Origin of the sequence: Reichenbachiella sp. (assembly GCF_039969095.1) — a bacterium.
Classification (GTDB): domain Bacteria; phylum Bacteroidota; class Bacteroidia; order Cytophagales; family Cyclobacteriaceae; genus Reichenbachiella.
This window is the reverse complement of the sequence record NZ_JBDVOL010000011.1, coordinates 551,704-565,015: the sequence shown is the minus strand read 5'-3', so window position 1 is coordinate 565,015 and position 13,312 is coordinate 551,704. Positions and strand designations below refer to the sequence as shown.

The 13,312-nt window shown below is 38.5% G+C and carries 13 protein-coding genes; 7 read left to right on the top strand and 6 right to left on the bottom strand.

From position 1 onward, the window contains the following. Positions 1-81: 81 nt before the first annotated feature. Positions 82-783 carry a LytTR family DNA-binding domain-containing protein gene (locus ABJH98_RS11010; RefSeq protein ID WP_348307724.1) on the bottom strand — a complete coding sequence of 234 codons (702 nt, stop codon included), beginning with the start codon at positions 781-783 and terminating at the stop codon, positions 82-84. Between the two features lie 35 nt (positions 784-818). Beyond that, positions 819-1,406 carry a riboflavin synthase gene (locus ABJH98_RS11005; protein WP_348307723.1) on the bottom strand — a complete coding sequence of 196 codons (588 nt, stop codon included), beginning with the start codon at positions 1,404-1,406 and terminating at the stop codon, positions 819-821. Between the two features lie 127 nt (positions 1,407-1,533). Here ABJH98_RS11005 and ABJH98_RS11000 point away from each other — a divergent pair, with 127 nt between their 5' ends. From ABJH98_RS11000 to ABJH98_RS10990, 3 genes are read left to right on the top strand one after another with little or no spacing between them, the layout of a single operon-like run. After that, positions 1,534-2,157, top strand: a complete 624-nt coding sequence (locus tag ABJH98_RS11000) for a protein-L-isoaspartate(D-aspartate) O-methyltransferase (RefSeq protein WP_348307722.1) — start codon at positions 1,534-1,536, stop codon at positions 2,155-2,157. Between the two features lie 5 nt (positions 2,158-2,162). Continuing rightward, entirely contained in the window at positions 2,163-2,687 is a 525-nt protein-coding gene (locus tag ABJH98_RS10995; protein ID WP_348307721.1) for an acyl-CoA thioesterase, read from the top strand. Beyond that, positions 2,680-3,198 (top strand): hypothetical protein, encoded by a 519-nt coding sequence (locus ABJH98_RS10990; RefSeq protein ID WP_348307720.1) that lies wholly within the window; start codon positions 2,680-2,682, stop codon positions 3,196-3,198. The genes ABJH98_RS10995 and ABJH98_RS10990 overlap by 8 nt, the downstream gene beginning before the upstream one ends. Position 3,199: 1 nt before the next feature. On the opposite strand, the gene ABJH98_RS10985 is transcribed toward ABJH98_RS10990, so the two are convergent. The 3 genes from ABJH98_RS10985 to alaS are packed head-to-tail and all read right to left on the bottom strand — an operon-like array spanning position 3,200 to position 8,452. Continuing rightward, positions 3,200-4,300 (bottom strand): TlpA disulfide reductase family protein, encoded by a 1,101-nt coding sequence (locus ABJH98_RS10985; protein ID WP_348307719.1) that lies wholly within the window; start codon positions 4,298-4,300, stop codon positions 3,200-3,202. A gap of 56 nt (positions 4,301-4,356) precedes the next feature. Beyond that, positions 4,357-5,808 carry an Asp-tRNA(Asn)/Glu-tRNA(Gln) amidotransferase subunit GatB gene (gatB, locus tag ABJH98_RS10980; protein ID WP_348307718.1) on the bottom strand — a complete coding sequence of 484 codons (1,452 nt, stop codon included), beginning with the start codon at positions 5,806-5,808 and terminating at the stop codon, positions 4,357-4,359. A 7-nt stretch (positions 5,809-5,815) separates the two neighbouring features. After that, entirely contained in the window at positions 5,816-8,452 is a 2,637-nt protein-coding gene (gene alaS / locus ABJH98_RS10975) for an alanine--tRNA ligase (protein WP_348307717.1), read from the bottom strand. A 160-nt stretch (positions 8,453-8,612) separates the two neighbouring features. Here alaS and ABJH98_RS10970 point away from each other — a divergent pair, with 160 nt between their 5' ends. The 4 genes from ABJH98_RS10970 (at position 8,613) to dprA (ending at position 12,408) form a co-directional block, all read left to right on the top strand. Then, the gene (locus tag ABJH98_RS10970; RefSeq protein WP_348307716.1) at positions 8,613-9,596 is read left to right on the top strand and encodes a M23 family metallopeptidase; all 984 of its coding nucleotides are present in this window, start codon (positions 8,613-8,615) and stop codon (positions 9,594-9,596) included. A gap of 129 nt (positions 9,597-9,725) precedes the next feature. Then, a complete protein-coding gene (locus ABJH98_RS10965; RefSeq protein ID WP_348307715.1) occupies positions 9,726-10,913 on the top strand; it encodes a CapA family protein in 1,188 nt (395 codons plus the stop codon). Positions 10,914-10,916: 3 nt separating this feature from the next. Beyond that, a complete protein-coding gene (locus ABJH98_RS10960) occupies positions 10,917-11,261 on the top strand; it encodes a MerR family transcriptional regulator (RefSeq protein WP_348307714.1) in 345 nt (114 codons plus the stop codon). A 40-nt stretch (positions 11,262-11,301) separates the two neighbouring features. Beyond that, positions 11,302-12,408: a DNA-processing protein DprA gene (gene dprA / locus ABJH98_RS10955; RefSeq protein ID WP_348307713.1), complete on the top strand. Its 1,107-nt coding sequence runs from the start codon at positions 11,302-11,304 to the stop codon at positions 12,406-12,408. A gap of 31 nt (positions 12,409-12,439) precedes the next feature. Here the strand turns inward: dprA and ABJH98_RS10950 are convergent, their stop codons facing one another. Continuing rightward, a complete protein-coding gene (locus ABJH98_RS10950; protein ID WP_348307712.1) occupies positions 12,440-13,294 on the bottom strand; it encodes a hydroxymethylglutaryl-CoA lyase in 855 nt (284 codons plus the stop codon). Positions 13,295-13,312 lie beyond the last annotated feature (18 nt).

Sequence of the window (13,312 nt, the reverse complement as noted above, 5' to 3'; positions counted from 1 at the left end):
TAAGAATAGGGACTGACAGACAAAAAAGGCCTTGCTTGAATATTCAAGCAAGGCCTTTTTTGTTTGAAGAGAATGTAAGAACTACAGCATATTCAATCGTTCAAATACCTTTTCTCTATAGGAAACTCCAACAGGAATATATTTATCATTGATCACTACATTCATATCCTCAAAGTAATTGATCTTATCATAGTTGATGATATATGAGCGGTGCACACGTCCGAATGTGCTGGCTGGAAGCTTCTTTTCTATACCTTTCATTGTATGGTGTACAATGTGTTTCCCACTGATTGTGTTGAAAATCACATAATCAGCCATGGCCTCTATAAAAAGAATATTGTCTAGAATGATTTTGTAAATTCTTGAATCAGATTTTACATATAACTCATGAAAACTCTCTGCTTTCTTACGTAGATTCTCTAAAGTCTCGTTAGCTTTTACAGCTGCTTTTAGAAACCTACCATAACTAAAAGGTTTAACCAAATAGTCGGTCACATTCTTTTCAAATGCTCGTACAGCATACTTTTCAGCTGATGTGATCATGATGACCTGATAATCTGCAGTCAAAGATTCCATCAGTTCAATACCTGACATTTCTGGCATTTCTATATCAAGAAATATGATATCTACATCTGGATTATCTTTTTGAAGCAGGATATTGGAAGCCTCAATCCCATTAGACATTTCATGGGTCATTTCAAGAAAGTCCGTTTTCTCAACGTATTTTCTGATCATAAGTCTGGCTAACTCATCATCATCTACCACCATGCAGTTCAGCGCCATATTTAAGTCTGATTAGTTTTTATTAATCTGTTAATTTAGTTTTTATTTAAAAGTTTAGAAACATATTTTCCAATAATATCAAATTCCAGATTGACAGTATCGCCAACTTGTAAGCTTTTGAAGCTTGTATGTTCCATAGTATAGGGTATAATAGTCACTGAAAATTTGCCATCTCCTGAATTAAAACATGTTAAGCTTATGCCATTGATACAAATTGAACCTTTCTCAACTGTCACGTTGTTTTTTGAATCATCGTATTCAAAATCAAAAAGCCAACTCCCATCACGCTCTTCTTTTTTAGTGCATTTTCCTATTTGATCCACGTGCCCTTGCACAATATGCCCATCAAATCGACCATTGGCTATCATACAACGCTCCAGGTTTACTAGGTCACCGATTTCTAATTCACCAATATTAGTCTTTAAAAGCGTCTCTTCTACTGCTGTCACTTGGTGCCAATCATCAGCCAAATCCGTAACCGTGAGGCAAACTCCATTGTGGGCAACACTTTGATCAATTTTGAGTTCGGAGCTAATTACACTCTGAATGGTGAAATCAATGTTAGTACCTGATTTCTTTATGTCTTTCACGACTCCAATGTTTTCAATTATTCCTGTAAACATATGATTTGTAACTTCAATAAAAATTTAATGCAAGGTAAAATATACGGGTCATGAAATGATCAATAATTAAATTATCTTCTATTTTTGGTTGCTGATGGAATTGAAGGATAGCTACAAACACAAAGGAATGAGGAAATCTCTGGTAAGGAAATTACGAGAGAAAGGGATCGACAATGAAAATGTATTGGATGCCATTGGGAAAATACCTAGACATTGGTTCTTCGATGAGATATTTGTGGAACATGCGTATCAAGATAAGGCTTTTCCTATAGCAGAAGGCCAGACGATTTCACAGCCGTACACCGTAGCCTTTCAGACTGATCTACTTGAATTAAAACCAGGAAAAAAAATATTAGAGATTGGAACAGGATCAGGATACCAAGCCTGTGTATTGGTCGAATGTGGGGTGGATCTGGTGACCATAGAATATAAAGATAAGCTGTCAAGACTAGCTAAAAAAATGCTCAAACACATGGGTTATGAGCCGAAATTTATAATTGGAGATGGTTCCTTGGGATGTGATAAATTTGCACCATACGATGGAATTATAGTGACAGCAGGAGCGCCCACTGTGCCTCAGGCACTTGTAGATCAGTTGAAGATCGGAGGACATTTGATAATTCCAGTAGGAGATAGAAAAATGCAAAAAATGTTACGTTTGACAAAACAGTCGAATGGAAACATTACAAAAGAAGAATTTAGCAATTTCAGTTTTGTTCCTTTGCTTGGGAATGATGGCTGGAGTAAGTAAAAAATATGAGTAAGAAAAAACAGAAAACGCCATCTGAGTCAATTGCAATAATGACGGAATTAGTGTTGCCTAACGATACAAATACACTGAACAACCTAATGGGAGGGCGACTATTGCATTGGATGGATATTGCGTCAGCTATAGCAGCTCAAAAGCATTCTAATAGTATAGTAGTGACGGCTTCTGTAGATAATGTATCATTTTCTGCACCTATTCAATTGGGAAATGTAATTACCCTCACTGCTAAAGTGACTCGGTCGTTCAACTCTTCCATGGAAGTATTTATTGACGTATTGGCTGAAGATATACCCGGAGGCAAGAAAGTGAGTAGCAATCAAGCATTTTATACTTTTGTGGCAGTAGATGAACATGTAGTGCCTACAGAAGTTCCTGAATTAGTGCCCGAAACAGCTGAAGAAAAAGAAATGTATGCGGGTGCTCTGAGGCGACGTCAATTGCGATTGGTATTGGCTAAAAAAATGAAACCTGAAGAGGCGACTGAACTCAAATCAATTTTTATCAATGAATGAGTCAAATGAATTCTTGAAATATCTGATCAATGAAGATATTTATGCCATTGATGAAAAATCAGAGGTCATAACACAGCCAGATGCTGTAGCTGAAACTAGTGATGGTGCGCAAAAAGAAGAGGTAACATCGGTGCAGGAGCCCGTGGTAGCATTAGAAAAACCTGCAAAACCAACCAATGAGATCTTAATAATATTTGATAATCCAACTGCTGTCAACCTTCCTGCTGCAGATCTAGATTATTTGGGAAAAATACTAGGAGCAATAGGTAAGTCCATAGACAAAGTTGATTTTCAAAATGTAGCTGCGACAACTCCTAAAACAGCAGGGTATGTTCATGTCATTGCTTTTACACCTAATCATCAATTACCCATCCCCTCAAGTACACAGCAGTACGTATCAACCAAATTGGGCGAAGGTCATTTGATAATAGCTGATGCTTTGAATAATATTTCTGCTTCAACTGATTTGCGAAAGAAACTGTGGGGAGTCTTACAGCAGGTTTTTAAATAAACTAGCCAAAAATCTCCTTCAACTTAGCCTCTAATGCAGCTCCTCTCAGATTTTTTGCGACGATATTACCGTCAGGACCAATGAGGTAAGTAGCAGGAATTGAATTGATTTGGTACAATTGTGCTGCTTCAGATTCAAAATACTTCAAATCTGAAACCTGTGTCCAGGTTAATTGATCATCGGCTATTGCTTTTACCCAAGATTCTTTTTGCCTATCCAAGGATACGCCAAGAATTTCAAAACCTTTTCCGTTGTAAGCTTCATACATTCTGACCACATTTGGATTTTCTGCCCTACAGGGTCTGCACCACGCCGCCCAAAAATCGATCATGACGTATTTGCCTTTGAAAGAGCTGAGTGAAACGATTTCACCATTTGGGTTTGGTAACGAAATTTCAGGGGCAGGAGAGCCAATGGCCAATTTCCTGTAAGATTCAACTTTATCAGCCAGCTCCTTGGTGTAGCTGGAGTTAGGCAATTCTTTTTGATACTTTTGAGAAAGACTATCTAAGAATTTGAATTCATTTTCTTCATCGATAAATGAAGTGGCAAGAATACCTGCAATAGAACCATCCATCGTTAGTATGGTGGATTTAATTTTATTATCGTTGACGGCTTTCATTTGCATGAAACGACTTCTGATGTCTTCCAAAAGTTCCATGTCGCCGCTGTTTCTAGCCGTCATGAATTCTTCATTCAACGTTTGAGATTGTTTTTCAAAATCCTGTTTTAAAGCTTCAAGTTGATAGATGTAATCCATGTCCGTAGATCCAGTCACTTTATAGCCACCTCTTGGATCATTTTCATTTTTCACTAACTGGATGTCCGATTGATCAAGAATCATATTAATGACGTGTCGGTTGTAGAAGTTGAAGCGATAGAAACCAGGTTCAGCTACTTTAATGATTCTTTCGTAATTACCGTTGGGTTCTAGTTTAAATGAATCAACCACAGTAAGTTTATTGTTCTTGATCAATTCAATTTTCACCAATTGATCTTCTACTGGATTTTCATAAGTTCCAGAAATAGTGACTCCATCTTTTTTGGTGCAAGCCGAAACTAGGATCAATAATGTAATTACAAAACTTATATTTTTTATCATCTTCATATTTTTACCGTTCTCAACAATTTGTGTCAACGAATTAGTGCTGTTGATGTTTATTTTTCTAATATTTCTGCGATTAATTTGTTGGCGACTTTTGGGTTGGCTTTTCCTCCAGATTTTTTCATTACCTCACCTACAAACAAGCCAAGTAAACCTTTTTTGCCATTTTTATATGCTGAAGCTTTATCTGGCATACTCGCGATCACTGCTTCTATGGTTTTAACCAATTCATCCTCATCATCACTTTGAAGCAGTTCCATTTTTTTCGCCAATGTCATCGCCGATTGGTTTGGAGACTCAATTAGTGCAGGCAACAAGCGCGTGGACGCCATAGAAAAGCTGATTTTATGAGCTGCTACCATTTCTATGATTTCGGCCAACAATTCTGGTTTAATGACTGATTCTTGGATTTCTATGTTAGAATCATTCAAATAACTCTTGATAGGTCCAATCATCCAATTAGCAATTGGCTTGAATTGATGGGTCAATTTAGCTGTCGCAAAGAAATAATCGGACAATTCTTTCTGATCGGCAATGATTTCTGCATCATAAGTACTCAGGTCAAAATTCGCTTGAAGATCTGCCAAGACTTCATGTGGAAGCTGAGGTATGGTGTCTTTAATCTCGGCCACCCATTCTTTACTTACATGGATAGGCAGTAGATCAGGGCAGGGGAAGTAACGATAATCATTGGCTTCTTCCTTAGTACGTTGGCCAGTGGTTTTACCCGTTTCATCATTGAATCCTCGAGTCTCTTGCAAGACTGTTTTTCCTGCGTCCAAAAGAGTCGCCTGTCTTACCACTTCGTGGTTGATGGCGCGCTGAACGTTACGAATGGAATTCATGTTTTTGATCTCCACTCTTTTGCCTAACTGGTCAGATCCCTTGGGTTTCAAAGAGATATTAGCATCACAGCGCAAAGACCCTTGTTCCATATTTCCGTCGCCTACGTTAATGTAGCGAACAATTTTACGAATCTCCGTTAATACATTTCCGGCTTCTTCGGCTGTATTGATTACTGGTTCCGTCACCATTTCAATCAAAGGTGTACCCCCTCGATTGTAATCCAACAACGACCCTTCATGCTCAGCATCGTGGGAAGACTTGCCCGCATCCTCTTCAATATGAATTCGATTGAACTGCACACGTTTGATGCTTTCTCCACTTTTTACATCTATATAACCACCTCTGCAGATTGGATGTTGGTCTTGTGTGGTTTGATAGCCTTTCGGTAAATCCGGATAGAAATAATTTTTACGATCGAATGTGGTATAAGCAGCTATGTCGCAATTAATGGCCAATCCCATTTTGATCGCGTGATTGATCGCTGACTTATTGGGCTTTGGGAGGGTTCCTGGATGTGCCAGTGTAATTGGGCTCACATTGCTATTAGGTGCGTCTCCAAAACTATTTTTGTCAGCGGCAAATAGCTTACTTGCCGTATTCAACTGTACGTGAATTTCTAGTCCTACAACCAGATCGTATTTTTCTAATATTTTTTTCAAAACCTATTTAATGATTCGTTTTTTCATCGATTATTGCTTTGGCTTTGGTCACTACGTTTGACAATCCGCTGATGTCCTTGCCACCAGCTGTTGCGTAAAACGGTTGACCACCACCTCCGCCTTTGATTTCTTTTGCCAGTTCTTTAATCAACTGACCAGCATGAAGGTCTAGTGATTTCACTAATTCTTCAGAAATCATAATTGAAATTTGTGGTTTGCCAGCTATGTCGGCTGCCACTATCATTATCAGGTTATTTACTTCGTTTTTAAGCTCGAATGACAGCTTTTTCAATCCTTCAGCATCAGGCAACTGTGCTTCAGAGATCAATACATTGTATCCATTGACAGACTGAATAGCTTTTTGCAGTACTTCTTTTTGTGCACCTGCTTTCTCAGAATTGATCGACTCTATGGTTTTGGTCAGCTCTTGCTTTTCTTTGACCAATGCTTCAATCGCTTTCAGTGTGTCTTTAGGGTTGTTTAGCAACTCGTTGACTTGAGTTACTAGCTCATTTTGTTTGTTGTAAAATTCTTCTGCTCTATCAGCAGTAATAGCTTCTATTCTCCTTACACCAGCAGCTACAGAACCTTCAGATACTATTTTTAGCATGCCAATCGTACCAGTCGCAGGCACGTGTGTACCACCGCATAGTTCTACAGAATAGTCTTTGTCGTAAGTAATCACTCTTACAAAATCCCCATACTTTTCACCAAAAAGCGCCATGGCTCCCATTTCTTGTGCTTCGCCTATAGGCACATTTCTTTTCTCGTCAAGTGAAATGTTCTCTCTGATTTTCTGATTAACGATTTTTTCTACTTGAGCAATTTCTTCATTTGTCATTTTTGAGAAATGAGAAAAGTCAAAACGAAGTACCTTTTCATTCACTAACGATCCTTTTTGCTGCACGTGCGTGCCTAATACTTGTCTCAGAGCTGCATGGAGTAGGTGAGTGGCACTGTGATTGTTTTCGGTGAGTTTGCGTTTTCTGCTATTCACCACTGCGTCGAATTCAGCCTCCAGATTTTCGGGTAGTTCCGTCGAAAAGTGAACGATGAGATTGTTCTCTTTTTTGGTGTCAATAATGCTCACCTTTTTGTCACCATCAGCGAAATATCCAACATCGCCAACCTGGCCACCACTTTCAGCATAAAAAGGAGTTTGATCCAAGACGATTTTGTAGAGTTTCTTTCCTTTTTCTTCAACGGCCTGATATTTTATGATTTTGGCTTTTGAGGTCAAAGTTTCATAACCTAAGAATTGAACCTCATCTATAGGTTTCAATTCGACCCAGTCGCCTGCAGAAGTTTCGGCTGCTTTCTTGGATCGATTCTTTTGAACCTCCATTTCTTTTTTGAAGCCTTCTTCATCAACCGACAAATCATTCTCACGAGCGATAAGTGAGGTCAAATCGAAAGGAAACCCATAGGTATCATAAAGTTCGAATATGATTTTACCATCAATAACTTTATCTCCTTTTTTTGCCTCAGCAGTGATGATCTCCAATTTGGAAAGTCCTTTGTCTAATGTACGTAAGAAAGAAGATTCTTCTTCCATTATAACCTTGGCAATAAAATCTTTCTGAGCGATTAATTCTGGGAATACCCCATCAAATTGCTCTGCTAAGAGCGGTACAAGCGTATGGATAAATGGTGCTTTGAAATTCAAAAATGTATAACCATATCGAACGGCTCTCCTTAGTATTCGTCGGATTACATATCCCGCTTTATTGTTAGATGGTAGCTGCCCATCAGCAATGGCGAAGGAAATAGCACGAACGTGATCTGAGATGACACGAAGTGCGATATCAGTTTTTTCATTATCACCATATTTTACACGAGCAGAATCAGCTAAGAAATTAATGAGGGGTGTAAATACATCGGTATCGTAGTTAGATTTTTTGCCTTGAACCGCCATAGCCAATCTTTCAAATCCCATCCCTGTATCCACATGCTGAGCAGGAAGAGGTTTTAGAGATCCATCAGCTAGTCTATTAAACTGCATGAAAACTAAGTTCCAGACTTCAACAACTTGCGGGTGGTCCATGTTGACTAAATCTTTTCCCGGTATTTTGGCAACTTCTTCATCTGATCTTAAATCGATATGTATTTCTGAACAGGGACCACAAGGACCTGTGTCACCCATTTCCCAGAAGTTGTCCTTTTTGGATCCATTGATGATCCGATCTTTAGGGATGATTGCCGCCCAATAATCGTAAGCTTCTTGATCTAATGCTAAATCGTCTGTTTTATCTCCTCCAAATACAGAAGCATACATACGGTCTTCTGGTAGGTTAAATTCTTTGGTAAGCAACTCCCAGGCCCAGGCAATAGCTTCTTTTTTAAAATAGTCTCCAAATGACCAGTTGCCCAGCATTTCGAACATGGTATGATGATAGGTATCCATACCTACTTCCTCGAGATCATTGTGCTTTCCAGACACTCTGAGGCATTTTTGAGTATCAGCTATTCGATTAGATGATGGTTCTGAGTTACCCAAAAAGAAGTCTTTAAACTGGTTCATTCCAGCATTAGTAAACATCAACGTAGGGTCATTTTGCACCACCATTGGAGCTGAAGCCACTATTTCATGCTGCTTTTTCTCAAAGAACTCTAAAAACCGTTTTCTTATTTCTTTCGATTCCATCTAATCTATTGATATTCAATTGCTTGCAATTGAATTTATTTGTTATTTAAAAAAATGTATTAAATTGCGAGCAGAATTGTAATGCTAACAAGCCGTAAAAATAGAAATATTAGCGACCACCCGAAAAACGAACCACAAAGTTAGGATATTCTGATTTAATATGGCTAGAATAAAATACTATTACGATACCGAATCTTGTAAATACGAGCGAGTAAAAGTCTCCACTTGGGACATTGTACTCAACTCTCTAGGATTTCTTTCTTTCTCACTGATCTTGGCAGTAGGTATATTTTATACTTACAATCTTTATTTCCAGTCTCCTGTTGAGGCTAGACTAGAAAAGGAGAACGAAGAATTAAAGTATTATTATGAGTTGCTCCAAAATGAATTAGCGGAAGCATCAGACATGCTCACTTCACTTCAAGAGCGTGATGATAACGTCTATCGAGTGATTTTTGAGGCAGAACCAATTCCAACTTCGATTAGAGATGCTGGTGTCGGTGGGGTCAATCGCTACAGAGAAATCACAAATAAAAATTTAGAAAGAGAAGACTTGGTTATTGAGTTGCATCAAACTTTGGATAAGTTGAAAAAGCAAATGTATATTCAAACCAAATCATATGATGAGTTACTGGATATGGCGGCTAATAAAGATAATTTCTTTGCAGCTATCCCAGCGATACAGCCGATATCAAATGAAGAATTGAAAAGACTGTCATCTGGCTATGGTATGAGAATTCATCCAATACTGAAAGTAAAAAAATTACATCCAGGAATTGATTTTTCCGCCCCAAAAGGTACACCAATTTATGCCACTGGTGATGGTGAGGTGAAATTAGCGCGATCTAGTTTGGGGGGCTATGGCCGTCAGGTGGAGATAGATCATGGTTATGGTTATGTGACTAAATATGCGCACATGGAAATGTTCAATGTAAAAAAAGGGCAGAAAGTAAAAAGAGGTGAGTGTATAGGGTATGTAGGAAACTCTGGTAGATCTACTGCTCCACATTTGCATTATGAAGTACGAAAGGATGGGAAATTAATCAACCCTGTTCATTATTTCCATCAAGACTTGAATCCTACGGAGTATGAGGAAATATTAAGATTGGCCTCAATTGAAAATCAAGCATTGGGTGATTTTTAAATTTTAAGAGATTAAAATATAAAAACCCTGACTTTTCGGTTGGGGTTTTTTTATGTCTGTGGGTGTAATGTGGAAAACTTCTGTCCACTGTATAACAACGAAGTCCTTCGACGAATCTAATTTTGGAAAATGCTTAGAAGTCTACTCTACGTATTTATTGTTTCCTTACTGGTGATGGCATGTAAGTCTCAAAAGGTGGTTTCAACTTTGCCCACTGAAGTAGAGCCTGTAGTTATTGATTCGGCATTGCTTGAACCTCAATACTGGATCACTGAGGGTTTGGATACGCTCTATTCTTTAGATGAAGAAGTGGAAATAGGATTGACAAGAGTAATCAAAGACACACTAACTTTAATAGGAGTAGGAGATATTATGATGGGGACTAATTTCCCTTCAGAAAGCTATCTGCCAGGAAACGATGGAAAGGACTTATGGGTGGAAGTTTCAGATACACTACGTCAGGCTGATGTAACTTTTGGGAATCTTGAAGGAGTCATTTTAAATGAAGGTGGAGATCAGAAGACTTGTAGAAATCCAAAGGTCTGTTATTTGTTTCGTTCCCCTGAATCATATTTGGTGAATCTAGTAGACGCTGGATTTGATGTGGTGAGTTTGGCAAACAATCATGCAGGTGATTTCGGGAAACCTGGACGTGACAATACGATGAAAGCGTTGGACTCTATGGGAATCAATTACGCAGGGTTGTTATCTGCGCCTACGACTACATTGATGGTAGATGGGATGCGATATGGAATGGTGGCTTTCTCTCCAAATGTGGGAACTGTTAGCATTCATAATCAGGACAGAGCAGTAGCACTAGTCGAGCAATTGGACTCGTTAGTAGATGTTGTAATTGTTTCATTTCATGCAGGAGCAGAGGGTTCTAAACATGAACATGTGACCAGAAAAACAGAGATGTTTTATGGTGAAAATCGAGGCAATGTTTATGAGTTTGCACATCTGATGATCGATCATGGGGCAGATGTGATATTTGGTCATGGACCTCATGTCTCTAGAGCAATAGAAGTTTATAATGAACGATTTATAACGTACAGTATGGGCAATTTCTGTACCTATGGTCGTTTTAATTTGAGGGGGGTGAATGGGGTAGCTCCAATAGTAAAAATAGAAACAAACGCAGAGGGGAAATTTCTCCAAGGTCAGTTGATTTCGATCTACCAACCAGGAGCAGGTGGTCCAAAAATTGACTCTAAAAAGCGTGCAATTAGCGTGATCAGGGAGCTGACCGAAAAAGATTTTCCCGAAAGTAATTTATTGATTGACGATTCAGGTTTTATTACCTATCTTAACCGCTAGAACGTGCCGTACAAAGAAAAGGAAATAACGAAAAGATACTATACCATTGGCGAGGTAGCCGATGATTTAGGAGTGGCTACTTCACTTATTCGTTTTTGGGAAACGGAATTTGATATAATCAACCCAAAGAAGAATAGGAAAGGTAATAGGCAGTTTACACCAGAAGATATTAAGAAAATAAAGATGATTTATCATCTGGTAAAAGAGAAAGGTTATACCCTTCATGGCGCTAGGGATTTCATCAAAAATGATGCAAACGCAGCGATGGAGAAGATTGATATGATTCAATCATTAAAAAATATTCGAAGTTTTCTATCGGAACTTCGAAACAGCATACAGGGAAATTAATTAGCTAAATTTTGTTGAATATTTAATTTTCTTTCATTCTATGAATGAAGACGAAAACTGCTATGTTTTGGCGTTGAAACTGACGCCAGGTATAGGTGATGTTTTGGCTAAACAATTGATCAGCTACTGTGGATCAGCTTCTGCTATTTTCAAAGAAAAAAAAGGCGCATTGCTTAAGATTCCTAACATTGGGAATAAGACGGTTACTGCTCTCACTTCAGCTAGTTATCTTAGCGAAGCAGAAAAAATGATAACAAATTGCGAGAAGCAAAAGATAGCTGTGGTCCCGTATTTTCATCCTGACTTTCCTGTCAAACTAAAGACTGTCAATGATGCGCCACTGTTGATTTATACTAAAGGAAAGTCATCCTTTAAGAACTCCAAAATGGTGGGAATAGTAGGTACAAGAAATGCTACACAATATGGCAAACAAATCACAGAAAATATTGCTCAGGAGCTAGTTGCACATGAGGCGGTGGTGGTCAGTGGACTGGCTTATGGAATTGATATTACTGCGCACCGAGCAGCTTTGAAGAATGACATTCCTACAGTAGCAGTATTGGCTGGTGGCTTAGATAAAATATACCCTTCTGTACATAAAAAGTCTGCTCTAGAAATGTTAGACAAAGATGGCGGTTGGATCAGTGAGTACCCTCCAGGAACTAAACCTGAAGCTCATAATTTTCCATCCAGAAATAGAATTATAGCGGGCATGTCTGAAGCACTCATTGTCGTCGAAGCAGCGCAAAAAGGTGGAGCACTTATTACAGCAAATATTGCCTATTCGTATAATCGTGAAGTCTTTGCTGTACCTGGCAATCTTGAACATCAATACTCTGCTGGTTGCAATGCTTTGATTCGCTCTCAAAAGGCAAATATTTTTACTGGAATAAGAGATTTAGAGTATTTGCTCGGATGGGAAAAAGGAGATGCTGAAACCAAAAAAGTAATAGTGGACTTGGCCAACTATAGTGAAAATGAGCAAAAGATTATGTCTATACTGGAGGAATTTAAAACAGGTTTGCATCTAGATGAATTGAGTTGGAAAACCCAAATCAGTGTGAATGAAGCCATAAGTCACTTATTGACTTTGGAGTTTGATGGATTAATTAAATCCCTCCCAGGAAAACGCTATGTGAGAGTTTGATCAGACTTTTCAATTCCTAACACTTAGTATCTTAATGCCTTCCTAAAAATACTTCAGGAGCCATGTTTAATGCATGTTGAAATACTTTGTGGTCATAATTAACATCAATACTATGTTGCTCAAAATAAGCCAGCATGGTTTCTGTCGCAATGTTTCCTACCAATTTGTCTTCAGCCATAGGGCAGCCACCAAAACCGTTGATAGCTCCATCGAATCTTCTGCAGCCCGCTTTGTAAGCCGCATCTATCTTTTCGATTGCAGAATCTAAGTCGGAATGAAGATGAACGCCAAACTCAATTCCTCCAAATTCTTCCGTTATACCTTTGAATAGATTAGTAATGTTCTCTGGATTTGAAACACCAATGGTATCCGCCAATGAAATTATTTGGATATCCATGGCTTTCAATTTCGAAATAAAATCGGCTACATACGGCATTTCATAAGGATCGCCATATGGATTGCCAAAACCCATAGATAAGTAAGTGACCAACGTTTTATTGTGATCATGGCAAAGATCCTGAATGATGTTCACTTGTTCGAATGCTTCTGTGATGCTTTTGTTGGTGTTGCGCTGTTGGAAAGTCTCAGACAATGATAACGGGAATCCCAAATAATTAATTTCTGCATGATTACAAGCATCGTGCGCGCCTCGAACGTTGGCAATAATGGCTAGCAATTTAGAATGGGTATCATCAAGATCAAGATTAGCCAAAACCTCTGCTGTGTCTTTCAATTGTGGGATAGCTTTTGGAGAAACGAAACTTCCAAAATCAATCGTGTCAAACCCCACCTTTAGGAGTTCATTGATGTACTTCACTTTTATGTCAGTGGGTACAAATTCATGCAATCCTTGCATGGCGTCTCTAGGGCATTCGATGATCTTCATGGATGATTATTTTTCAGC